Consider the following 25,618-nt stretch of genomic DNA (forward strand, 5'->3'; position numbering starts at 1 on the left):
GTGGCCTCTTTCGATTCCATCGTCGTCGGCGAGGATTGGATCTCGGAGCACTACTTCACCACCGATTCGGTGAAGGAGTCGTTCCACGGCAAGGTGATGGAGCTGCGCAAGGCGTGGGACGCCGAGGCCAAGGAGGGCCGCAAGACCGTCCGCAGCTCGCTGCTCTCCGCCGCCGGTGACCTGCACACCGCTCTCGGCGCCCTCGCCGAAAACCCCGAAGCAGCCCCGAAAGCCCATGCGGCCGTGCGCACCGCCTTCGGTTTCGACGGCGAACTGACCTCCTTCACCGCCGAACGCGCCGGCTCCGCCTTGGACATCCCCGATGCCGCGCTCGCCGGAGCACCGAATGTGCTGTTCCTGCAAGCCGATCCCGTCGAGTCGATCGAGGACTTCCTCGGCACCGGCACCCTGATCACCCCGGCCGTGGAAGACAACAAATCGCTCGAATCCGCGTCCAAAGCAGTCTCGGCCGCCTTCCGCTCCGACACCCCACCCGCCTTCATCGTCGTCCAGGCGGGCCGCTGGCTCCTGCTCGCCGAAGCCGAACGCTGGGCCGAGGGCCGCTACCTCGCCCTGGACCTCCTCGTCGTCGCCGAACGCCGCCACGATGCTCGCGGCGGCGAAATCGACCGCGCCGCCGCCATCTTCGGCCACCAGGCATTGAAGCCCGACGCCGACGGCAACATCTGGTGGACCGGCGTTCTCGAAGACTCCGTGAAACACACCGTCGGCGTCTCCAAGGACCTGCGCGAAGGCATCCGCCTCTCCATCGAGATCATCGCCAACGAGGTCGTACGCCGCCGCCGCGCCCGCGACCTCCCGATGGACGACATAGACGGCAACGACCTCGCCAAACACTCCCTGCGCTTCCTGTACCGAATCCTGTTCCTGCTCTACGCCGAGGCCTCCCCGGAGATGCAGGTCCTGCCCACGAACGTCCCCGAGTACGAGGAGGGCTACGGCCTCGACCGCCTCCGCGAACTCACCCTCACCGAACTCGTCTCCCCCCACGCCCGCACCGGCACCCACCTCTACGAGTCGTTGTCGAAGCTGTTCTGGTTGGTGGAAAACGGCCACATTCCCGCAGTGCGCGATACCCCCATCGATGACCCAGCACCCGGCCTGGAATTCAACCCCCTGCGCGCGGACCTTTTCTCCCCCAGGGCAACCGCCCTCATCGACGAGGTCGGCCTCGGCAACGAAGCAACCCAGCAGGTCCTCGCCCACCTCCTGCTCACCAAGGAATCCAAGTCCCGCAAGGGCGCCGACCGCGGCTTCATCAGCTACGCCGAACTCGGCATCAACCAACTAGGCGCCGTCTACGAGGGCCTCATGTCCTACACCGGCTTCTTCGCCGAGGAAGACCTCTACGAGGTAGCCAAGGACGGCAACCCCGAAAAAGGCTCCTGGGTAGTCCCCGTCCACCGCGCCGACCACCTCGCCGAATCCGACTTCGTCCGCACCGAAGACCCCGCCACCGGCGAAAAGAAGCCCGTCCTCCACCCCAAGGGCACCTTCGTCTTCCGCCTGGCCGGCCGCGAACGGCAACAGTCCGCCTCGTACTACACCCCCGAAGTCCTCACGAAGTTCGTCGTCTCCCAGGCCCTCGAAGAACTCCTCGACCAAGACGACCACCGCACCACCCCCGAAGAAATCCTCTCCCTCACCATCTGCGAACCCGCCCTCGGCTCCGGCGCCTTCGCCATCGAGGCAGTCCGCCAACTCGCCGCCGAGTACCTCAAGCGCAAGCAAGCCGAGATGGGCGAGTTGATCGATGCCGATGAGTACACATTTGAGTTACAGAAGGTGAAGGCACACATTGCCCTCCATCAGGTTTACGGTGTGGACCTCAACGCGACTGCAGTAGAGCTGGCCGAGATCTCCCTCTGGCTCGACACCATGGTCGCCGGGCTCCAGGCACCGTGGTTCGGTTTGCACCTGCGCCGCGGCAACTCGCTCATCGGTGCACGCAGGGCCGTCTACGCTTCTAGCGACCTCACCAAGAAGGCGTGGCTCAAGACCATCCCGCGAGACATCGCCCTCGGCACCGACACCGAGGCTGGGATTCACCACTTCCTGCTGCCCGCCGAAGGGTGGGGTGCGGTTGTCGATACCACCGAGGCCAAAACCTACGCGCCAGAACAGCGCGAGCGCCTTCGCTTGTGGCGCAACGATATCCGCAAGTCCCCCTCCAAAGAGATCACCAGACGCCTCGCTTCGCTCGCCCAGCGTGTAGAAGCTCTTTGGGCTTTCACACTCCGTCGTCTCACCATCGCTGAGTCGGAGAACCGTCGCGATCTCTACCTGTGGCGCAAAGTCCCTGAAGACCATGTCCCGGTTGTCACCCGCGAACAGATCGAAGCCATCTTGCACGACGAGAACGGCCCCTACCAGCGGTTACGTCGCGTAATGGACGCGTGGTGCGCACTGTGGTCATGGCCAGTGACAGCAAACGTCTCCGCGCCTGATTGGGACCAGTGGGTCGGCGGCCTCGAGGCCGTGCTGGGGACCACTGCCAAAGCAGGAAAATTCGAACGATACGGCCAGACCAGTTTCGCTTCCGACATGGACTGGTCTGAACTCGACATCGCGGAAGACAACGACAGAATCTTCGCTCAAGTCAAACCCATCGCTTCCGCAGTATCCGAGTTTCCGTGGTTGACATTGGCTTCCAGCATCGCCCGAGTCCAAGGATTCCATCACTGGGAACTCGACTTCGCTCCGGTCTTTGCACGGGGCGGATTCGATTTGCAGGTGGGAAACCCACCATGGGTTCGTCCCGACTGGGATGAGGCCAGCGTGCTCGCCGAATTCGACCCGTGGTGGCAGTTGGCACATAAACCGTCCGAGCCCGAGAAGAACATCAAGTCGACCGAAGCGCTCGGACAATTCGATGTTCGAGTTGCACTATTGGATGACCGCGCCGCCCAGGCAGGAAATAACGCGCACCTCGGCTCCGCCATCGACCGCCCCTTCCTCGCGGGGCTACAGCCTGACCTCTACCGCTGCTTCATGGACCGGACCTGGCGGTCCGTTTGCTCTAACGGCATCGTCTCACTCATTCATCCTGAGAGTCACTTCACCGAAGCTAGAGCCCGTGGACTACGGCGAGCCTCATACAGACGACTCCGACGCCATTGGCATTTTCGGAATTCCCTAAAGCTATTCGAGGTAGACAACGGTATCGTATTCGGCGTCCACGTTTACGGATCCGAATCATCGCCAAGATTCCAGATGGCCTCGTCCCTGTATCATCCCGATACCGCCCGACGATCATCACTACACGATGGTACCGGCGAAGCTCCGGGACTCAAGGATGGTGAGGGAAAGTGGGATATACGCCCACACCGGGACCGGTTAATCACAGTCACCTGGGCTGAACTTGATGGCTGGGCCGCGCTGATCGATGAGCCCGAAACTCCCGCCGACCAGGCCCGCATGTTGTATCCCGTCAACCGCGCAAGTGCCGCAGTGGTCAACAAGATCGCGGCCGCGCCCAGAACATCCAGCATCGGTTTCGAGTGGACTAGCGGATGGCATGAATCTTCCGACCGCAAAGCCGGTTACTTCGATTCGCGATCAGCGGTTCCCGACGATTGGTACTCAGTGATCCTTCAGGGACCGCACTTCACTGTTGCAACACCACTGTTTCAACAGGTAAATGCGACGATGCGAAGCAACAAGGATAACTCACGAATCGACCTTACATCGGTTCCCGATAACTTCATACCAAGAACAAATTACCAAATTGCGCTGCCACTACACGAATATCAGGCTTCATATCCAAAGTGGGGATCAAGATCCAGCTATTCATATTTCCGTCTCGCGTGGCGCGAGATGGGAGATGTTGCCACCGTCCGCACGTTGCACTCCGCACTAATCCCTCCGGGCCCGGCTCATGTGCACGCCGTCCACACGCTCAGCCTGAATGATGATCACCGAGGCCTGGCACTCCTCGCAGGTATCAGCCATTCAATCGTCGCCGACTTCATGATCAAGGTGATCGGCAATGCCCACATCAAGGCATCAACCTGGCTACAACTCCCCTACCCCGCCGACCACCCCCTAGTCCCCCACCTGATCCACCGAACCCTCCGCCTCAATGCCCTAACCTCCGCCTACGCCCCCCTCTGGTCCGACCTCTACACCCCAACCTGGCAATCAGACACCTGGACCCCCAGCATCCCCACCCCCAACTCGACCCGCACCCCCCTCAACAACATCACCGAAACCTGGACCTGGCACACCCCCCTACGCACCGATGCCGACCGCCGCCAAGCCCTGATCGAAATCGACGCCATCGTAGCCATAATGCTCAACATAACCGCCGAAGAACTAATAACCATCTACCGAACCCAATTCCCCGTCCTCCAAAAATACGACCGCGAAGCCCTCTACGACCCCACCGGCCGCCAACTCCCCACCAAACTAGCCACCGAATACCGCAAGATGGGGTTCCTCCCGCAGGCTGATCTCGCTGTCGGCGGCATCACCTACGACGAACCCTTCGCCGGCGTCGATCGCGAACGCGACATGCTCCTCGCCCATGAACACTTTTCCCGCTGCGCCGAGGCGCAAGCCATATAGGCATCAAGGATCCCCGATGACAAAATACGAACTTGGTCGACTCGGCGCACAAGAGTTCGAGAATCTCATCCAGGCGCTTGTCAAGGAAATTCTCGGAAATGGCACTATCACATTTGGCGTCGGCCCGGACGGCGGTCGCGAAGCAGAGTATACGGGCGACGCCCCATATCCTTCTGCGACGAACCGATGGGCTGGAACATGGGTCATCCAGGCAAAATTTCACGACACCGAGCTACTCACAGTCAAGAAGTCCCGACAAACGCTGATCGGCGAGCTGCCGAAGGAACTTAATAAATTCATAGAGCGGGACATAACCAATTATATCCTTGCGACGAATGTGCCTCTATCCCCAAACGAGGGCACGGGCACTATCGACACCTTGCATGCGATAGCTACGTCGCACAAATCGGCTGTTGCGAACTTCCACGCATGGGGAGCAGAGGAGATATCTCGATTCCTCGACAAGTACCAGAACATTCGTTCTACGTATGCGCACTTCCTCACCCCAGGCGACCTTATCGCCAAGCTTATAAACCGCTATTCGGTAGAGAGCGACTTCGATAGTACAACCATTCGCGCATATCTATACACGACCCTTCGCCGAGAGCAAGACGCACAACTGGACCAAGCTGGCGATGCGACCGATAATCATCTGCAGCTGGAAAAGGTATTCATCGAACTGCACGGCAGCATACAAAAGCACAGAACACACCAACATTTGGGCAACCAAAACCTCCCCGAGATTGAGAAATACCACAGGTCTGTGCGCCGAATTAGCATCGACGCAGCTGACAAATCCCAAATACCAATCGTCCATCTACTACTGCATACGGAAGCCCCCCGTGTAGTATTGATCGGCGGCCCCGGTGAGGGCAAGTCGACGGCTGGGCAGTATCTCGCCCAGCTCCATCGAGCAAGGATCGTGGGCAATGTCAAGAATATCGCAATATCCGCAGAGTACATACCGCAGACTCCCCGGCTACCGTTTCGGATAATACTTCGCGAATTTGCACAGTGGATCGCTGAGACCAAGACCAGAGGAACCAATGACTCAAACGGAAGCCTCGACGACTACATCTGCCATCAAATTCAACGCACAACATGCCGAAAGATGACACCGGCAGGACTTCACAAACTCTTCAACGAGAATCCCATTCTGCTAATCTTGGACGGCCTTGACGAAGTAACCGATCCGTCGCTCAAGCGGACTGTTACTGATACCACTGAAGAGTTTGTCGCCCGTATGTCAGATATCTTCATGTGCAACATGCAGGTCTTAGCCACAACTAGACCGACTGGCTATAATGATCAATACAATCCTGAAACCTACGTGCACCTCGTACTTGAAAATCTTCAACCCAATCAAGTGCGAACATATGTGGATAAATGGGCGAAGGCGCGCAATCTAGATATCGATAAATCTGACAAATTGAAACGTGGGATCGAGGAATGTCTCAATGATCGACACGTTAAGCTTCTCATGAATACACCACTTCAGGTGACAATACTTATTCTGATTATCACGTCCGGAGGCAGGCCGCCTAACCAGCGCGAAGCGCTATTCAACGAATACCTAGACGTCATATATCGACGCGAGCAAGGCAAGGGTAGCAACATTATCTCTACCGACAAGGAACTCCTCGTCGGCCTCCACAAGTTTGTTGGGTATACGCTACAAGAACGAGCCTCATTTGTTTCTGCCACCGACTCAACCCTCTCGGCAGAATCGTATATCGACGTAGTCTCTCGGTTCCTTCTTTCGAACGATCCGTACTCTGACAAGCAGAAGATGAAGCAGACCCTGGACGCGATTACAATTGACGCTGGCGAGCGCCTCGTACTACTCGTCGAACCCACGGCGTCGCGCTTCGGGTTCGAATTGCGATCTCTGCAAGAATTCTTCGCCGCATGCCATCTGTCAGATACATCCAACGGCACCCAAGAACGATACTATCGATTCGAGGCAATAGCGAGAAAGTATCACTGGCGGAATGTTGCACTATTCTTTGCAGGTCGCGTCGGGCGGACCTTGCCAGGCGAAGCCTCTAACATTGTAGCGGTGTGTAAGGCTATCGACCAGGAGGGAATCGATCACCGACTAAAGCGAGGAGCGGAACTCGCGCTCCTCATCGCCTCGGATCGTGCACTAAATCCAAATAGAAGACTTCAACGAAGCCTCCTGGAAATCGGCCTGAAACCTATTTCAGGGAAGTTGACTCCTGGTCAATACGCAGCGATTGAAGAAGTCACACTTCGCCTTCCCGCAGAGGATCTGATAGATCATGTGAAGCCAATTTTGAATGAACAAATCACCACACTTGCCGATGCATTGATTGAACATTCAACTGATCTACTGCTCAAGATCGATCGGCACCACCCCAGCCTCATTCAGGCCATATCTCGAATGAGCTCTGTTGAGAGTCTGGGCACGTCCGCACTTTCACTCGCCCTACGGCTGCCAATTACGAATTCGAGTATTGCTCTCGTGGGTGAACTCGTCAACCACCTTCCTAGCCAGGTTCGAAAGAATGCCTACGTGCATGCGGGTCGCGCCGTGGAACCACGTGTCGTATTCGACGCTCTGGCCAATATCGATAATTTTGAACCGATCGCATTGGAATTTCTCCAGACGTACGCCACCAGTTTCCACATAGACACAACCGATTCAGACCTGGACAAATTTGATCCGAGCCCCGGCCTCCATTGGATCCTGCACGCAATTCTAACGTTGGACGTTGTGCTGTCAGGAAGCCGAAGAATGCGCGCCCGAAATCAGGCGCCCTGTATTTTCGATTCGCATCTTCGAGAGAAGCTGGATGAGATCTATCTCGATGGCGACGGCGAAAAATTTGCTAGGCTGTCAACAATTTCTTCATCCGATCCTCTTATGGCGCCGTTTTGGGCCGTACACCTATGGATTGGAGATGTGACGACCGAAACCGCACAATGCGTGATCGATTTTCTTATCGGGAATCGCGTCGATGGTGCTTCTATTTCAAGCACTCGGGGCCAACGACCTGCGTTCGAGTGCCTGTGGAACATCGCAAAGAAAGGCAGCTCAGAAATATCCCGACTTGATCTGCTTCCATGGCTAGGTAACGCAGGCTGGAGCAAATGGACGGAACTGAGCCGCGCGATCGCCGATTTCAATCGAAGCGTCCACTTGCAGCTGGAAAAGAGCGCCGATTACAGCGAGGAGGACGTAGATCTCCTCCTTCGGTCACCAGAGTACTGCGCGAAACGGGCAGACATCCTGGACGAACTTCCGGCTATCGAATGGGCCCTTTACGTCATGCTGGAGCCAGGCTTCGGACCAACCAGCCCATCATACATTATCGGAAACACCGAAGCACAGCTGGATGTTATTCTAGCAGAGGCTCCCTTGACTTCATTTCGACGAAGAGCGCTCAAAACATTGTTGATGTTTATCGGTCGGACAGATCAATTTTCTAGTGCTAGTCGAATTCTTTCCTACCTTGTAGCCAACCGCTCACATTCCGACGGCGGACTTATTTGTGATACAATATCAATCTTGTTCCACCACAGCCTGCCCCCACAGTCGCTGGTTGACACAGCTCTCTGTTCTATCGGCAATAATCCCTCCGCATATTGGCAGTCTTCGATCCTGGTACAAGCGCCTCCGAACTCGCTAGCCAAGAAATTGGTCAACATGCTAGGACGGCAAAGCTCACCAGAGTTGAAAGCGGGTGCCGCCACCCTCCTTACTGCTATCGCACGATCGGTTACCTACCGAGGGCCATCAAATGCAGGACTCGAGCAACCGCGGCTGGCCCGAATCCATCGCGATCTCTGCTCCAGCGAAGTCGTCTCGCTTAGAGCTGCAGGAATCAGTTTATTCATTCTCAGGCGTGATTGGGTACCGGAATTCTCGATAATACTGCGAAGCGCCTTCCTTCACTGCAATTCCGAAATCGAACTTGATATACTTCACCAGCTGATGGCTTTCGAGATACAACAAGCTCTGCATGTCGATATTTTGACTGCAGTACTAACAGACTTGATTGACATCGAATTGTATCCTGGTCTGGATCACCTAGTTTGTGATGGGATGCGAAGCATTCTTCAGATGGGCGATCAGAGCATTGGAGAAGAGGAGCGCAGCCTCGGCCTTCCGATGCCGGTGTACTAGCACTGACCGACATCCCGGGCAGCGGCGAACCATAACTGGGGTGATTGTCTGTAGATCGGCTCGGTTACATACCAGGACGATTCGCGCGTGGCTCTGAACATCCATTCATTGACCAACGAACCTCTGGAGGTGCGTGAGGGCGGATACGACTGCTGCACGGATAGTGACGTGAAAAAGTCTCGGCATGTTCCCAATCGACACCCGCCGGCTCACCACACCTCAAGTTGATAGGCAGTTTGGCGAGTCCCCGATAACGAGTCCACCCGGTAGTAGAGCCGGGTTGTTTTCGATCCGTATCAGTTGATACCACAGGCCACCGGATGGTGACGGTGGCTGCAGCGGGCAGCGTACTCGGCCGGGGTCAGGTAGCCCAGCGCCGAGTGTCGATGCCGTAGGTTGTGCTCGGTCTTGAAGTCGCCGATCACCACCCGTGCTTCAAGCAAGCTCGTCCAGTGGTTGCGGTTGAGGCATTCCGCCCGTAGCCGCCGGTTGAACGATTCGATGAAGCCGTTGTTCCAGGGTGTGCCCGGCGGAATGTAGGAAATCCCGACCCGGTCACCGCAGAACTGTTGCAGCGCAACTGAAATGAACTCGGGACCGTTGTCCATACGCAACACCCTCGGTGGGCCGCCGGCGGCGTCGAAGACCTTGTCCAGTTCGGTGACCAACCGGTCGGCGGTGATGGATCGCTCGACCAGGTGCAGCAGCGATTCGCGGGTGTGTTCGTCGATCATCGACGCGATCTTCACCGCCTTGCCGTCGACTGTGGAGTCGAACTGGAAATCCAACGCCCACACCACTTTTGGTGCGTCAGCATCGACTTGGGGCACCGAGGACGTGCCGGCTCGTTTGCGTGGGGAATGAGCCCGGATCTGCAGGCCTTCCTCACGCCAGAGCCGGTGGATCTTCTTCTTGTTCACGCCGTGGCCCTCGTCGTGGCGCAACGCCGCCTACGCGCGCCGGAATCCATGGCCGGGGTGTTTGGTGGCGTACACGCGTAACCAGGCCCGCAGATCGGCATCAGGATCGGCGGGAGTCTGGGCCAGCGGGACGCGTCGGTACGTGGAACGAGCGAGCCCAACAGCCTTGCACGCCAACCGTTCCGACATACTCAACGTGTGTTTGAGCATGTCCACGGCTCGACGTTTAGCGGCTGGGCTCAGAATTTTCCCTTCGCGACCTCGCGCAACGCGTCTTTTTCCAGCTCGGCATCGGCGAGCAGGCGCTTGAGCCGGGCGTTCTGCTCGCGCAGCTCTTTGAGCTCTTTGGCGGCGTCGGTGTCCATGCCCGAGTACTGGCGGCGCCAGTTGTAGAGGGTCGCCGCAGATACTCCCAGCTCAGCGGCGATCTGCTCGCCTGTTTTGCCTTCCGCGGTCAACTCGTCCGCGCGACGCAGTTTGCGCACGATGTCCTCCGCGGAATGCCGCTTCCGACCAGCCATAACTCTCAGTGTCCCTTCCAGCCCATGTCGGGGCCAACAGGACTCCAATACCGAGTGGTCTCATCCACCGGGGTCAGGCCAACCGCCCTGAGAGTCGTCGCAGTTCAGTTGCCGTTCAGTTCCGCCCGGCACTGTTCGACCGTCTTCACCGCGGTGCACTGGATCCATTCACTTTGGATATCACCGGAAGTCGGGGGTTCGCCGCAGAGGCGCCCGCAGCGGTCAGCGCCGATTACCGGGGTGCCGTCCGGCCAGAAGCAACCGTTCGGGCCGCATTCGTAGCCCCGGCCGTTCGATGGAGCACCCGACTGGGACTCCTCTTCGAGGTACTGCTCACCACCTCGGGTGTCGAAGCACCATTGGGAGTAGCGCTGGGTTCCGTCGCTCCAGATCGCCGGTCCCGGCGTTCCTTCCAGGCACTCGACCGGGTGGGGTTCGGGTGCGGTGGTCGGTTCGGGTTGGGCGGCCGGTTGCGTCGGCGTCGCCGAGTCGGACTGAATGGGTGGCGGGGCGGAAGTGGTCGGGGCAGAGGATGTTTCGGTGAGTGTCGGTGCCAGGGTCGACACCGTGGTCGGCGAGGCACTGACGGGGACGGGCTGGTCAGCCGGAGCCGCGCATCCGGCGAGCCCGAGGACCGCAGCGAAAACCAGGGCGCAGGTCCCACGCCCGATTCGAATATTCATCGATCACTCCTTCCAGCACGATGCTTCAGCAGTGCAATCAGACTAGTCCGGGTTGAAAACATCGTCAACCATTGCTTACAGGTCGTGGCCATGTTAGCGTCTGATTGTCGTCGACTCCCAAGTCACACAGACCTTTCCGACCGGAACCGTCCGGTCGACTAGCATTCGACCGACGTGGCCAGCACCACGACGACCCGGCTGGGATGAGCCGGCTGATACTCCGAGGAGCGCATGTGGGGGTCCTGCTTCCTACTCTGCAGGCAGAGCGGCTGCGGGAGGGTTTGACCGACTATTTGACGACGACCTTCGCGTTGACCGATCCGGATACGCAGGGGGCGCTCACCGACTTCATCGGGCATCCGCAAGAGGGGTTGTTCAAGGGGCCCTACGCGCGGTTGCGGTTGCCTTTCGCGCCGGCGCGTGGCAATTGGGGGATGCACCTGGACTGGTGGCCCAAGCCGTTCGACCCGTATGGGCATCAGGCGTTGGCGTTCGAACGATTGTCGACGAAATTCCAGCGGCGGCCGCTGCCGACGCTGGTGACGACCGGGACCGGTTCCGGTAAGACCGAGTCGTTCCTCATTCCGATCCTCGATCACGTGCTGCGAGCCAAGAAGTCGGGCGTGGTGGGGATGAAGGCGCTGCTCATCTATCCGATGAACGCCCTGGCCAACGACCAGGAACAGCGGTTGGCGCAGATGATCGTCAAGCATCCGGAGCTGTCGGGGGTCACTGCGGGTCTCTACACCGGTGAGCAGTCCTCGGGCGGGCGGACGCTGGTGTCGGAAGCGGGACTGATCACCGATCGGCGATTGATGCACGATTCGCCGCCCGACATCCTGCTCACCAATTACAAGATGCTCGACCACATGCTGTTGCGGTCGGATCGTGCGGCGATGTGGCGACAGTCGGCGGACTCGTTGCAGTACGTGGTGCTCGACGAATTCCACACCTACGACGGGGCCCAGGGAACCGACGTGGCCATGCTGCTGCGGCGGCTCGGATTGACCGTCAAGGCGCACTGGACTTCCACCTCGTCGGTCACCGACGCGGACCGGGAACGGCCGCTGGGCAAGATCACCCCCGTCGCTACCTCGGCGACGCTCGGATCGAAAGAGTCCTCGCCGGAGACGATGTTGGCGTTCGCGAAAACCGTCTTCGGGGAGACCTTCGACGAGGACACCCTGATCGGGGAAACGCGCCTCACGGTCGAAGACTGGCTGACGCGACGCGGCACCGCGCTGGATCGCACCTTCTCACCGATCGAGCCCGTGGTAGCCGATGCGGTCAGGGACCTGAATCTCGTCGCGACGCAGGCACCGACGAACAAGCGACTGACCGCCGCTGTGCTCGCGACACTGTTCCGACAGACCTCCGACATCGACGACACCTTCGAGCGCGCGGCAGCGAATCTGCATCGACTCGACGAGACCGAGATGCTCGACCTGGTCAAGCGACACGGCAACGTCGCGCGCTTGCTACGCAATACCCTCGACGCACGCTCGATCGCGGAGCTCGCGCGCACCGCGTTGCCCGCGCATACCGGTGAGCGCGACCTCGCCCGCGGGCAGGCCCAGCGTGAGCAGTATCTGCACTATCTGCTCGCGGCACTGTCGCACCTGCGGGCCGAGGTGGGACGTTCGGCACTGAATGTCGATGTGCACCTGTGGCTTCGGGAGCTGTCGCGGGTCGACCGGGCCGCCGCGGTGACACCGCTGTTCCGGTGGGCCGACGACGGCAAGCTCGAGGACACCACCACCGACTACTACCCGTCCCTGTATTGCCGACACTGCGGGCGATCCGGCTGGGGAGTGCGGTTGGCGCCGACGGGGAGCACGCTCGATGCCAGCGACGACGATATTCGGGGCTATCACGCGACCGGCGGCCCCCGTTTCCGCGCCCTGATCTCGGCACCCACCGAAGCCGAACTCGACGACACTGTCGACGGATTGCACTGGTTGCGGGTCGATGACCGCGAGATCGTCGACAAGCGGCCCGATACCGACAGCCCCGAGCTGCTCGATGGACGAGTGCTCCCGGTGCTCTATCTCAGCGGCGTGGGCGCCGACGAGAACTCCATGAAGGATCTCTGTCCGGCCTGTGGTGTCGAAGACGGAATCCGGTTCATGGGTAGTGCCATCGCGACCCAGCTCTCGGTGGCACTGTCGAATCTCTTCGGCGACGCGCGCCTGGACGAGGCCGAGAAGAAGGCGCTCGTCTTCACCGACAGTGTGCAGGACGCGGCGCACCGGGCCGGATTCGTCCAGGCCCGGTCACACACACTCAGCCTGCGTTCGACTTTGCGGAACGCACTGGGCGACAGGGTGTCCGGCCGGCAGATGCTGACCCTGTCGGAACTGTGCGCCGCGGTCATCGAGCGGGCAGGTGAGGATCCGAACCGTCGATACCGGCTGTTGCCGCCCGACATCGTCGAGCATGACGAGTTCACCGCGTACTGGCAGGCGGACCGACCCGCGCCACAGCGTCGGAAAGCGGCCGTCAACGTGGCGCGCCGAGTCCAGTTCGACATCGACCTCGAATTCGGCTTGCAGTCACGACTGGGACGCACCCTCGAGCTGACCGGCAGCGTGGTCGCCGAAGTCGATCTCGGTTCACCGCAGCGAGTCTCGCAGCTCGGCGCAGCAGCCTTGGCCCGCACCGAACACCAGCTCGGTTTCGCCGAACCCGACGCCGCCGCGGTGTCGCGGTGGGTGCGCGGTGTCGCCGAACGGATGCGCACGCGTGGCGCCATCGCCCACGAATGGTTGACGAAATACGTCCAGCGCGACGCGAACCGGCACTCGGTCTGGGGCGGCCGCCCCCGGGGTCAGGGCATGCCGGCCTTTCCGAAAGGCCGGCCGGCTCCGGCATTTCCCGCCGTCGGTCAACGTGTGATCCCGGAAGGCTTCGACCCGATCACCGCGGCGCCCTCGTGGTACGCGCGGTGGGCGTCGCGATGCCTCGACGTGTCACCCATCGACGGTGGACGCCTGGCTCGGGCACTGTTCGAGGTACTCGCCGAAGAACGTATTCTCTCGACGGCGAACACCGAGAAGTCGCTCACCGCCTACCAATTGACGCACGACACGGTGCTCGTCGGTATTCCCGACACCGAGGGTCTGGCGACCGGGCAGTATCTGCTCGTCTGCGATGTCTGCCAGACCCCGACGCCCGGCAGCACGACCGTGGTCGACCAGCTCGAGGGCGCGCCCTGCCTGCTCACCCGGTGCCCCGGCGCGCTCATCCGGGCCGCCAAGCACGACAATTTCTATCGCGCTCTCTACGACAGCTCGGAAATGAAACGCGTTGTCGCGCGGGAACACAGCTCGCTGCTCCCGACGAAGACCCGACTGGAATACGAGACCGCGTTCAAGACCACGGCCACCGACCCCGCCGCACCGAATGTGCTCGTCGCCACGCCCACCCTCGAAATGGGTATCGACATCGGTGATCTGTCCACCGTCATGCTCGGTTCGATGCCGCGCACTGTTTCGTCCTACCTGCAGCGGGTCGGTCGAGCAGGTCGTCTCACCGGCAACTCCCTGGCTCTGGCGTTCGTGCGCGGACGGGGTGAGCACCTGCCGAAACTCGGTGAGCCGACGTCGGTGATCCAGGGCGAGGTCCGACCGCCCGCCACCTTCCTCACCGCCGAGGAGATCCTGCAGCGCCAGTACATCGCGCACATCGTCGACCGGCTGGCACGCAAGGCGGGCGCGGAGGACCCCGGCAGCGCGACCAACGTCTTGTCGAGCTTCGACGAGGGGACCTGGATGGGCACTCTCATCGAGACGGCCGACGACGACGCGGATCTGCTCCTCGACGAATTCCTCGCCCAGTTCGGCGACGCCCTCGGCGAGACCACCACGACCAACCTGCGAACCTGGGCCACTCCCCCGGGGCTCGGCGAGCACAGTCGACTCGGGGTGCTGTTGCGTGAGGCTGTGCACCGTTGGAACCGTGACGTCAACGAACTGCGTCACCGACGCACCGCCGTGGACGCCGCCCTGCCCGACTTCGAGCAGCGGGCCAACTCCCCCGCCGCCACCGACAACGACAAACGCGACCTGCGCACCGCGCGCGGCACGCTGAAACTGTTGTCGCGCAACATCAACGAACTCACCACCGAACACTGGGTCGGCGTGCTCGAACGCTACGGCGTGCTGCCCAACTACACCCTGCTCGACGACGCGGTCACCCTCGATGTGGGTATCACCTGGATAGACCCCGATACCAACGACTACGCCGAGGACAGCGCCAGCTATCGCCGTGGCTCCCGGGTCGCGCTGACCGAACTCGCGCCGGGCGCCACCTTCTACGCGCAGGGCCTGGCCGTCGAGATCGACGCCGTCGACCTGGGCGCGGGCGAGTCCGCCATCCACACCTGGCGGGTGTGCCCGTCGTGCGGCTGGACCGGGATCAGTCACGGCGCGGATCAGACACCGCCGCCGATCCAATGCCCGCGCTGTCACAGTCCGGCGATCGCCGATGTGAGTCAGCAGTTGCAGGTCGTCGAGATGGCGAAGGTGTCGGCCGAGGTCCGCCGCGACGAGGCGGCGATCACCGATATCCGCGACGAGCGGCGCAAGGAATCGTTCACCGTGCTGACCGCCGCCGATATCGATCCCGACAACATCACCAAACGCTGGTTCGTCGCCGATCAGGATTTCGGCGCGGAGTACCTGCGGCGCATGGACATTCGTTGGATCAATATGGGTCGGCGCAACTCGCAGGGCAGCAAACGGATGATCGCGGGCGCGCCGACGACCGGCGGACTGTTCCGGGTGTGCTCGGGCTGCGGACAACTCGACAAGGTCGCGGGTCGCAACGAGCCGCACGAGCATCGCAGCTGGTGCAAGTATCGAAAAGCCGACGACGAGAAGCACGTTCGGGAGATCGCGCTCGCCAGGACCCTGCAGACGCAGGCGGTACTGCTGCACCTGCCCAGCCGACTCGAATACGACTCGTTCGCCCACCCGAGCCTCAGCGCGGCGATCCTGCTCGGATTGCGCCAGGTGATCGGCGGCTCGCCCGAACATCTCGATGTCGCCACGATCACCGACGCACTGCACGCCCCGCAGCAGCGGGCCCTGCTCATCCACGACACGGTGCCCGGCGGCACCGGATATCTCGCCGACTTCGCCAATCCGGCACGGGTGTGGGAAGTGCTCGTCGCGGCCCGCGAGGTGGTGAAGAACTGCGGCTGCACCGATCGGCTCGCCTGCCACAAATGCCTGCTGCCGTTCGCGCCACCCCGCGAACTCGATAAGGTCTCCAGAATCACCGCCGCAAAGGTGCTCGACGACCTGCTCGCGTGCCAGGACGGCGAACCGAATCCGACCGCCTGGCTCGATTCGATCACCGAGGAGACCCCGGCCAAACCGATCGGTAGCGAGGAGTCACCGCTCGAGCGCGAGTTCTATCGGGCCTTCACCGAGCGCCTCACCGCGATGGGCGCGACCGTGACCGAGAAGCCGGGCACCTACGGCCCGACCGCCACGATCAGGTTGCCCGGCACCAAGATTCGGACCTGGCAGCTCCAGCCGCAGGTGCTGATGGGCAACAGTCAGCCCGACTTCCAGCTCAGCACCGCCGATCCGGACGTTCCCATCATCGCCCTGTTCGCCGACGGTCGTCGATTCCATGCGGTGCCCGGCAAGAACCGGGTCGCCGACGATGCACGCAAGCGGGAGATCCTGCGCTCGGGTGGGGTGATGGTGTGGTCGTTCGGTCATGAGGATCTGCAGCGCTTCAACAATGATCAGCGAGTCCAACCATCCTGGTTCACACCGAAACTCGCCAAGTTCACCGTCGGTCACGGGAATCTGCGACCGGGCGTGTTCCAACTCCTCGATCGCGACCCGATCTACCAGCTGATCGAATTCATGCAGCACCCGCATCGTGATGATTGGCACGCCGTCGCGCACTGGCTGCCGCTGATGTTCATGCTCGACGGTCGCGTACACGGCGACGGCGATGCCATCGCGGGCTGGGCGCTGGATCTCCTCGAAGGCAATCAATCCCAGATCGCCGCTGGCGAGTACGCGTGCTGGTCCTACACCGACGGTCCGTTGACCCTCACCGCCGCCATGCGCAAGGACAAGAAAGTCGTCGACGCCGTGATCGCGCTGGACGATCGCGACGAAGCGCTCGAACTGCGCGACGGACACGCGTGGAAGGAATGGCTGAGACTGTCCAACTGGCTCGGCCTCGCCGACCACGTGGTCACCACCCGCAGCCTGCTGTCCAGCGACAGCGTGGTCCCTGACCGGGGCCCGGACTCCACCGGGGCAGGTCTCACCCCCGAATGGCAAGCCGTCTACGACGAGACCATCTCCGATGCCGAACGCACACTCGTCCTCGGCCTCGCAGCGGTCGGCGCCCCGGTGCCGGAGCTCGGAGTGGAAACCGAACGGGGTGATGTCATCGACATCGGCTGGGCCGAGGCCCGGATCGGGGTTCTCCTCGAGACCCCCGAGGCTGCTCCTACGATGACCGAGCAGGGTTGGACGATCTGCCCGGCGGATCCGGCGAAGCTCGTCGAAGCGCTCGAAACGAACGGGGTGATGTGATGGCGCACATCGTCATGACCAGCACGAGCCGCACCGGCGGCGAACGCGACCGGGCCGTGCAACGCAAGGTCTACGACTTCCTCGACACTGTTCAGAACGACGAGACAACAGCTCGCGGGCTCATCGAGTCGGTGCCCGGCGCGCACGACGAGCGTGTCCGCCTCGGCCGGATCGGCTTGGGGCACAGTGCGATCCTGTTCCATGTCGTACCCGCCACCGGCGATGGTTCCTACGTCTACGTCGGTGTGTGGGACGACGCCGCGGCCGCCGACCTGGCGCCCCGCGCCGAGCTTCGGGTCAACCCCGTCAACGGGGTCTTGGATCTGGTTCTGCACGATGCGGACGCGCCCCTCACCACCGTCGACGAGCCGGTGCGATCGGCGCCACGCGGCTACCTCGCCGAGTCGGGTTTCACGCTCACCCAGCTCACCGACGAACTCGGACTCGCCCCAGCGCTCGCGGCGAAGGTCCTCGCGGCCGTCGACGACAACGAGATCAACGACCTCGCCGCGGAGGTGGAGTGCTGGCAGGGCTCGGCGATTCTCGAACTGGCCTGCGGCGTCGCGATCTCCGAGATCCGGGCGAAGCTTCGCCTCGACGAGAATCCCGTCGACCCGAGCTCGGGCGAGGACGAACAGATCCTGCAGGCGCTCACCCATCCGGCATCCCAGCTCCGCTTCACCTATATCGGCGAGAACACCGACGAACTCCGACGTGTCATCGAAGGCGGCAGCTTCGCGGCGTGGCGGACCTTCCTGCATCCCGAACAGCGCGCTTACGCCGAGAAGCGCTACAACGGCGCCTTCCGACTCTCCGGAGGCGCGGGAACGGGCAAGACTGTCGTCGCGTTGCACAGGGCACGAAACCTGTGGCGGCGGCACAGGAATGCCCGCATCGTCCTCACCACGTTCAACCGAACGCTGGCCCGCCAGCTGCACACGGACCTGCTCGCACTCGAACCAGACATCACTATCGCGTCGGCTCCGGGCGAGCCCGGCATCTACATCGACGGTGTCGACAAACTCGCCAGCGACGTTCTCGCGCGCGCGGGCGATCTCGTTCCGGTCGCCGAATCGGTCCTTGGCAGCGCCACGGCGGTCTCGACACGACGCACCGACACGACCAAGGTTTGGCGCGAGGTCACCAAATCAGTGGAAACCACACTGGATTCACGGTTGACCACGCCGACATTCCTCGACAACGAGTACACCGCCGTCGTCCTGGCCAACAAGGTCACCACGGTGGCGGAGTACGCGAAGGTGGCACGCGCCGGGCGCGGCGTGCGCCTGAACCGCGCACAGCGCCTGGCGGTCTGGAAACTGATGGAAGCGTTCCGCCGACACAGCCGGATGGATGGAACCGTCAGCTTCCCGGAGGTACTCGCGCTGGCAGCGGAGTACCTGCGCCGCCGCGACACCGAGACGGAGCAGTTCCTCGCCGACCACGTCATCATCGACGAGGCCCAGGACCTGCACGCCACCCACTGGGCCATGCTGCGCTCGCTGGTCGCCGAGGGCCCCGATGACCTGTTCATTGCCGAGGACTCCCACCAGCGGATCTTCGGCCAGCCGGTCGTCCTCGGACGGCTCGGGGTGAAGATCATCGGCCGCTCCCGCCGACTTACCCTGAACTACCGGACAACCGCGGAGAATCTGCGCTTCGCGGTCGATATCCTCGCCGGCGGCGACTATCAGGATCTGGAGGAGGCGGACGAGACGACCCACGGCTATCGATCCGCCCGCACCGGCCCCGAACCCGTTCTTGTTGAATGCGCTTCGCTGTCCGAGGAACTCGACCGAGTCTCCGAACTGGTCCGAGAGTGGCTCGACGACGATGTCGAGGCGTCGAGCATCGCGATCTTGACCAGGGGCCGCAACGAGCGCAGCCAGTTCGTCCGGGCGTTGGGCGAGCGTGGCATCGAAGCCCGTGTGCTCGATGACAATCCAGCGGGCCCCGGTCATGTGCAAGTGCTCACGATGCACCGGGCCAAAGGCATGGAGTTCGCCAAGGTGATCCTCGCCGGTGTCGACGACGCGCATGTGCCCGCCAAATCGGTGCTGAGCGAGGCGCCGGAAGAAGAGCGCGGTGAGGCCGAGCTGCGGGAGCGGTCCCTGCTCTACGTCGCGGCCAGCCGGGCCCGCGATCAGCTTGTCGTGACGTGGAGTGGGCGAGCGTCGGCACTGTTGCGAACCGCGGTCGCGGTGTGACCGGAGTGGAGTGAACCGCGCATGGCCAATCTCGTTCTACAGAACGACAAGTCGATGCCGAAGATCGACGGATCGATCAAGGACAAGGTCTGCGAGTTCTTCGAGAAACTGCGCGCCGACGACACCGCGCCCGGCCTGCACATCGAGCCACTGCGCGGCGCCGCCGACGCCCGCGTCCGCACGGGACGGGTCGATCTGAATTTCCGGGCCGTCATGTTCCGGATCGACGACCGATTCGGCGAACCGACCTATATCTACCTCGGAACGTGGAAACACGACGTCGCCAACAAGATCGCGGAGCAGGCGAGATTGCGGGTCAATCCGATCAACGGCGTCCTGGAGGGCATCGTCAGCCAGCTCGATGCCGGGCAGCCACGACCCGATGTGCCGGGTCCGTCCCCGCGATCCGGCGCGGCACCGACGCTCGGCTATCTGGCGCGCGTCGGCTACACCGTCGACGAACTCACCGACCGCCTCGGTCTCGCCGCCGAATTGGCCGACGACGTGCTCGCGGCCCCGGATCAGGACGGGGTGTTCGCGGTGGCACAGTCCGCAGACCTCGCCTGGCAACAGAACGCGATACTCGAACTGGCCGTGGGACGTTCGATCGATCAGGTTCGCGATCTCCTCGGTCTGGCCGAACCACGGTCCGGGGCGCCACTCGATGACAACGACCAGATCCTCGCCGCCCTCACCCATCCGGCCAGCCAGATGCAGTTCACCCTCATCGACGACAACGACGAGCTGCGCAGGGTGATCGAAGGCGGTGATTTCGCAGCCTGGCGGACCTTCCTGCATCCGACGCAACGTCGCTTCGTCGAGCAGGATCACCGTGGCACCTTCCGGCTGTCCGGGGGCGCCGGAACCGGCAAAACCATTGTCGCCCTGCACCGCGCGCGACTGCTCGCGCGGCGGAACCCGGACGCGCGGATCGTGCTCACGACCTTCAACAAGACCCTCGCTCAGGGGCTTCGCGACAGCCTGCTCGCCCTCGACCCGAGTGTCACCCTGGCCGAGAAGCCGGGCGACCGCGGCATATTCGTCGCCGGGATCGACAGGTTGGCCGCCGCGTATCTGCGAGCCACTCCCGACCTCGACCACGCGTTTCGCACCGTGTTCGACACCGACGCGCCCCGCCGTCGAGGCCAGACCGTGGCACCCGATATCGGTTGGGCGGAGGCCATTTCATCGACCGAGCACAACCTGGACCTCCGGCTGGCCCAACCGGGTTTCCTGACAACGGAATACGTCAACGTAGTGCTCGGAAATCAGGTGACGACACAGGCCCAGTACCTGAAGGTGCCGCGAGCGGGACGCGGCGTGCGCCTGAGCCGATCCCAACGCAACGCGGTGTGGCAGCTGATCACTCAGTTCCGCCGCCTCGGTCGGATCGACGGTCGACTGAATTTTCCCGAGGTACTCGCGCTCGCGACAGCAGATTTGCGCCATCGCGCCGAAACCACTGGCGAACGGCTCGCGGACCACGTCATCGTCGACGAGGCCCAAGACCTACACGCCACCCACTGGACACTGCTGCGCGCCCTCGTCGCCGAGGGAGCCAACGACCTGTTCATCGCCGAGGACTCCCACCAGCGCATCTACGGCCAGCCAGTCGTGCTCAGCCGATTCGGGATCAATGTGCGCGGCGGACGCTCCGGCAAACTCACCCTCAACTACCGAACCACAGCACAGAACCTGCGTTTCGCGGTCGGGATCCTCGATGGCACGACCTACAACGATCTCGCCGACGGCGAGGAATCTACGGCTGGCTACACCTCCGCCCGGCTCGGCCCGGCACCCGCACTGATCCGATGCGACTCCCCTACCGCCGAGCTGCGGGCGATAGCGGACCAGCTCGACACCTGGATCAACGAGGACGACATCGGGCGTGGCGACGTCGCGGTACTCACCCGCGGCGTGCGCGAGCGGGGCACAGTAGTGCGCGCGCTGGGCGAACGAGGAATCACGGCAGAGATTCTCGATGACACGGTGCCACCCGAGAACCACGTCGCGGTGCTGACAATGCACCGGTCCAAGGGTTTGGAGTTCCGGTGCGTGGTGCTGGCCGGCATCGACAACGAACACGTCCCGTCGCGTCCCAGTGTGCGTGGTGTCCCGATCGAGGAGCGCGAGGAAGCCGAACGACGCGAACGATCGCTGCTCTATGTCGCGGCCAGCCGGGCCCGCGACCAGTTGGTTGTCACCTGGAGTGGGCAGATCTCGACACTGTTGGAATAGCGCGCGTCACAGCCCGTTCCGGCGGGGCGGCCTGGGCGCGGCATCCGGATTCGCGCCCGTCACTGTCTGATCGCTATCCGGATCCTCCGGTTCGACAACGAACTGAGAAACCCTTTCAGGAGTAGTTCTTGCCGCCGGACTTCTGCGGACGGGAGATCAGTGTCTGTTTTGTGCCTATCGCCCAGTAGTTCCTCGCCCAGTCGAGCCATCGGCAATGGATGCACCCATGACTGCCTCGAACATCCGTGCGCCGCAGGGCATTCGCCGAGATATCGCTACCAACAGGAGTGACCTTGATTACCGAACGGAGCTCTGCCGTTGTCGACGATATCGGTTCGGTGCACGTTCGATGTTGGCGTACTCGGCGCCGATGACGCCGCGCCGTGGGAACTCGCGTGGCATCGCGCCATGACCCAGCTCGCACGGAGACCACGAGCACTCGACCGCCACATGGCGAGTCACGCGACGAATCCCGATGGCCCATTGCCCACAGCGGCTCTGAGCCTGCTCTCCACCGGCGCCCATGGCGACCTTGTGCGCGCTCGGCCTACCCCCGACGGAGTGAGGGCGCCGCTGATGCCAGCCGACTTCGCTCGACGCGGACTGTTCGCCTTCGCGTGCCAGTCCGCGTCGCTCCTCTCGGAACGAACTCCACTGCGGAACCTCGCCGACTCATCGGGGGTTGTTGTTTCGGTGGTCACGTCACGTCCCTCTTCAGCCAGAAGGTCGTGCAGCCTGTGCCGATTACCGTGCCGCTGAGCACGGTGGTGCTCTCTGTGCGGTCGGCGATGAGGTCGACCATGAGGTAGGAGGCTGGTCTGGTGGTCCAGGTGGACTGTCGGAAGAGGATTCGGGCTGGTTCGGCTTGCCAGGTCATCGTGAAGGTGCCGGAGGCGACTGTGGGGTTTTCCGGTAGGGGGTAGAAGGTGAAGTCTGCCTGGGTGTTCGGGTGCACGGTCAGGGTGAGGCCGGTTGTGCCCTGGGCGCACTGGTAGGAGCCGATCCAGGTTCCGGTGAGGGAGTGCTGGTCGGTGCGGGGGTCTTGGTGGGTGGCGGCGACGGCGGTGCCGTTCACTGTTTGCGCACATCCTGTGAGGGTGGTCGACGCGAATACGACTGTTGCACAGATGAACTCGCGCGCTCTCATATTCCCCCCTCCGAATCCGTAGTAGCGCAGCCGAACCTGACTAGTGGTCGAGCGGGGCCAGGTGTGGTTCGAGCTCGGCGATCAAGTTGTCCTTGCCGCCGAAGCCGATGACGCGGTGGATTTCCTTGCCGTCCTTGAACATCAGCATGGCGGGGATGCCTCGGAACTCGAATTTCTCCCAAATGCCTGCGAACTGGTCGACATCGATCTTTCGGACCAGGAGGCGACCGGCCCACTGGTCGGCCAGGCTCGCCAGGACGGGTGTCACTTGGCGGCAGGGGCCGCACCAGGCGGCCCAGAAGTCGACCAGCAGGGGGACGCCTGTCGAGCTCTCCGCCTCGATATCGTCGGGGGTGATGGGGGCCAGTTGGTCGCGGGCGGTGAGGTAGTCCTGTAGGTCTTTCGCTTCTTGCGCGAGGGCTTCCGCGGAGACGCGGTCGCCGTTGGCGCGGACCCAGGTCGTGAACTCGTCGAAGCGGGGTCCTGGGGCGTCGTGCTTGCCGGATGCCATCGAGACGGCTTCGGTCAGTGCCTGTAAGGCCTGGCCGGGACGTTCGCCGGTGGCCTCGAGCTCGAATGCGCGCACGGTGACGGTGTCGCCGTCTCGCTGCAATTCGGCGTCGCGCCAGAGGTTTACGACATACTGCTCGTCGTCGGTGACCTGCCATCGCACACTGGTCTCGCGCACCTGCGCCAGTTCCCGGGCGGCTACTTCCTCGTCGGACAGCCGGGAACCGCGCTCCCGCACGTAGGCCGCGAACGCGTCGAACTCGGGGGTGCCGGGGCCAGCGGCGATCCGCTGTTGCAGGCCGCCGAGTAGCTCCTGATAGACCGTGCCCGCGCTGTCACCTCGCGCGTGCAGGTCGAAGGCCGACCAGTGGCCGACAGTCTCGCCGGCCTGATCGTCGATCTCGACACCTTCGAGCAGCTTGACGCGATAGGTGCCGTGACCGGGCAGAACAACAGTGAACTCGTGACCACGCTCCATGGCCCCCTCCAAGTGCTCTCGAGCGATAGCGCAAAAATACCAGCTCGACGACCTCCCGGAAGCTGAACGCAATTTCACTGCGCCGAAGGCTGATTCACGATCCGGGCGGATCGATATATCGCCGAGGATACGCACCGGCAACCCACCTGCCATCGCCGCGCAGCTCACCCGGCACACACTGGCGACAGAGCGGTGTCGGCGAGTACGTCGGCATCCACGCTGCCGGTGGCAGGTCAGGAGGATCCGATGAAAACTCTATCCAATCCCGCACTCCAGATCGGGGTGGGAGCCGTCGGGGGGCTCGTGTTCGGGCTCGTAGTCGGCGAGTGGGCCGCGAATCTGAAGTTCATCGGGGACATCTTCATCCGGTTGATCCAGATGTCGATCGTGCCGCTGGTGATGGCGTCGGTGATCGTGGCCACCGGGTCGATGGCGGGGGCGGGCACCGGGAAGGTCGCGTTCCGGACGTTCAAGTGGATGCTCGGGTTCTCGTTCGTCGCGGCGGTGTTGGCGTGGGGGCTGAGCGTGGTGATCCGGCCGGGGGCGGGGATGGTGTTCGCCGGGGAGCTGGATTCCTCGTTGAAGGCGTCCGCGGACAAGGCGCTGGGGTGGCAGGAGACCTTGCTGAACTTCGTGTCCACCAACGTGTTCAACGCGATGTCGACGGCGACGATGGTGCCGATCATCATCTTCTCGCTGCTGTTCGGCATCGCGCTGCGCAAGCAGATCAACAAGACCGGCGACACCTCGGTGCTCACCTTCATCGACCAGGTCCAGCAGATCGTGCTCACCATGATCCGGCTGGTCATGACGCTCGCGCCGATCGGTGTCTTCTGTCTGCTCGCCGCGCTCGCCGGTGATGTCGGGTTCGCGGTGGTCACCACCACGCTGAAGTACCTGGGCACAACGCTGCTCGGGGTGGTGATCCTGTTCGCGCTGTTCGTCGCGGTGGTGACTGCGCGCACGCGCCTGGACCCACTGAAGCTGCCCGAGAAGCTCGCCGAGCAGACGACGATCGCGGTCACCACGACGAGCTCGGCGGTGACGTTTCCTGCGGTGCTGAAGAACACCGTCGAGAAGGTCGGCGTCAGCCAGAAGATCGCGAACTTCACCCTGTCGATCGGGTTGACGATGGGCTCGTACGGGGCCGTGCTCAACTACATGATCGTCGTGATGTTCCTGGCGCAGGCGGGCGGCGTCGACCTGAGCATCGGGCAGATCGTGCTCGGCATCGGGTTGGCGATTCTGCTGAACATGGGCACGATCACCGTTCCCGGCGGGTTCCCGGTCGTGGCCATGTTCCTCGCCACCTCGCTCGACCTGCCGTTCGAGGCGGTCGGTCTGCTGATCGCGGTCGACTGGTTCGCGGGCATCTTCCGCACGTTCCTGAACGTGAACGGCGATACGTTCGTCGCGATGCTGGTGGCCAACGCCGATGATGAGATCGACCGCGACGTCTACAACGGGACCAAGATTGTCACGGCCGAGGAGATCGACCTCGAGGAATACAGCGAGGTGATGGCGCGGGCCGATCAGGCGGATTGATCGCCGAACGCAAAGAGGCCCCCAGCAATGCTGGGGGCCTTTCGCAATGATGTTCCGGCAGTG

The 25,618-nt window shown here is 62.5% G+C and carries 8 protein-coding genes and 1 pseudogene; 6 read left to right on the top strand and 3 right to left on the bottom strand.

Annotated features, from left to right (window positions below):
• Both ACFP3H_RS18290 and ACFP3H_RS18295 read left to right on the top strand, forming a co-directional pair.
• Nucleotides 1-4,587, top strand: a complete 4,587-nt coding sequence (locus ACFP3H_RS18290; RefSeq protein WP_378607625.1) for an Eco57I restriction-modification methylase domain-containing protein — start codon at nucleotides 1-3, stop codon at nucleotides 4,585-4,587.
• 16 nt (nucleotides 4,588-4,603) lie between these two features.
• Complete coding sequence (locus ACFP3H_RS18295; RefSeq protein ID WP_378607627.1) at nucleotides 4,604-8,737, top strand: NACHT domain-containing protein; 4,134 nt, start codon at nucleotides 4,604-4,606, stop codon at nucleotides 8,735-8,737.
• A 296-nt stretch (nucleotides 8,738-9,033) separates the two neighbouring features.
• On the opposite strand, the pseudogene ACFP3H_RS18300 reads toward ACFP3H_RS18295, so the two are convergent.
• Nucleotides 9,034-10,178: pseudogene (locus tag ACFP3H_RS18300) on the bottom strand (IS3 family transposase).
• Nucleotides 10,179-11,064: 886 nt separating this feature from the next.
• On the opposite strand from ACFP3H_RS18300, the gene ACFP3H_RS18305 reads away from it, so the two are divergent.
• Genes ACFP3H_RS18305 through ACFP3H_RS18315 form a run of 3 tightly spaced genes read left to right on the top strand, consistent with a single transcriptional unit; the run spans nucleotide 11,065 to nucleotide 21,875 of the window.
• Nucleotides 11,065-17,430, top strand: coding sequence for a DEAD/DEAH box helicase (locus ACFP3H_RS18305; RefSeq protein WP_465263766.1), 6,366 nt, complete (start codon nucleotides 11,065-11,067; stop codon nucleotides 17,428-17,430).
• The gene (locus ACFP3H_RS18310) at nucleotides 17,430-19,637 is read left to right on the top strand and encodes a 3'-5' exonuclease (protein WP_378607631.1); all 2,208 of its coding nucleotides are present in this window, start codon (nucleotides 17,430-17,432) and stop codon (nucleotides 19,635-19,637) included. Before ACFP3H_RS18305 ends, ACFP3H_RS18310 begins: the two co-directional genes overlap by 1 nt.
• A gap of 21 nt (nucleotides 19,638-19,658) precedes the next feature.
• Nucleotides 19,659-21,875, top strand: a complete 2,217-nt coding sequence (locus tag ACFP3H_RS18315) for a 3'-5' exonuclease (RefSeq protein ID WP_378607633.1) — start codon at nucleotides 19,659-19,661, stop codon at nucleotides 21,873-21,875.
• Between the two features lie 697 nt (nucleotides 21,876-22,572).
• On the opposite strand, the gene ACFP3H_RS18320 is transcribed toward ACFP3H_RS18315, so the two are convergent.
• On the bottom strand, nucleotides 22,573-22,950 hold the full coding sequence (locus ACFP3H_RS18320) for a hypothetical protein (protein ID WP_378607635.1): 378 nt from the start codon (nucleotides 22,948-22,950) through the stop codon (nucleotides 22,573-22,575).
• 112 nt (nucleotides 22,951-23,062) lie between these two features.
• The gene (locus tag ACFP3H_RS18325) at nucleotides 23,063-24,145 is read right to left on the bottom strand and encodes a thioredoxin family protein (RefSeq protein WP_378607636.1); all 1,083 of its coding nucleotides are present in this window, start codon (nucleotides 24,143-24,145) and stop codon (nucleotides 23,063-23,065) included.
• Nucleotides 24,146-24,256: 111 nt separating this feature from the next.
• Between ACFP3H_RS18325 and ACFP3H_RS18330 the strand changes: the two genes are divergently transcribed.
• Nucleotides 24,257-25,555 (top strand): dicarboxylate/amino acid:cation symporter, encoded by a 1,299-nt coding sequence (locus ACFP3H_RS18330; protein WP_378607638.1) that lies wholly within the window; start codon nucleotides 24,257-24,259, stop codon nucleotides 25,553-25,555.
• Nucleotides 25,556-25,618: the final 63 nt, after the last annotated feature.

The sequence above is a fragment of the Nocardia lasii genome, from assembly GCF_042658545.1.
Lineage (GTDB): Bacteria > Actinomycetota > Actinomycetes > Mycobacteriales > Mycobacteriaceae > Nocardia > Nocardia lasii.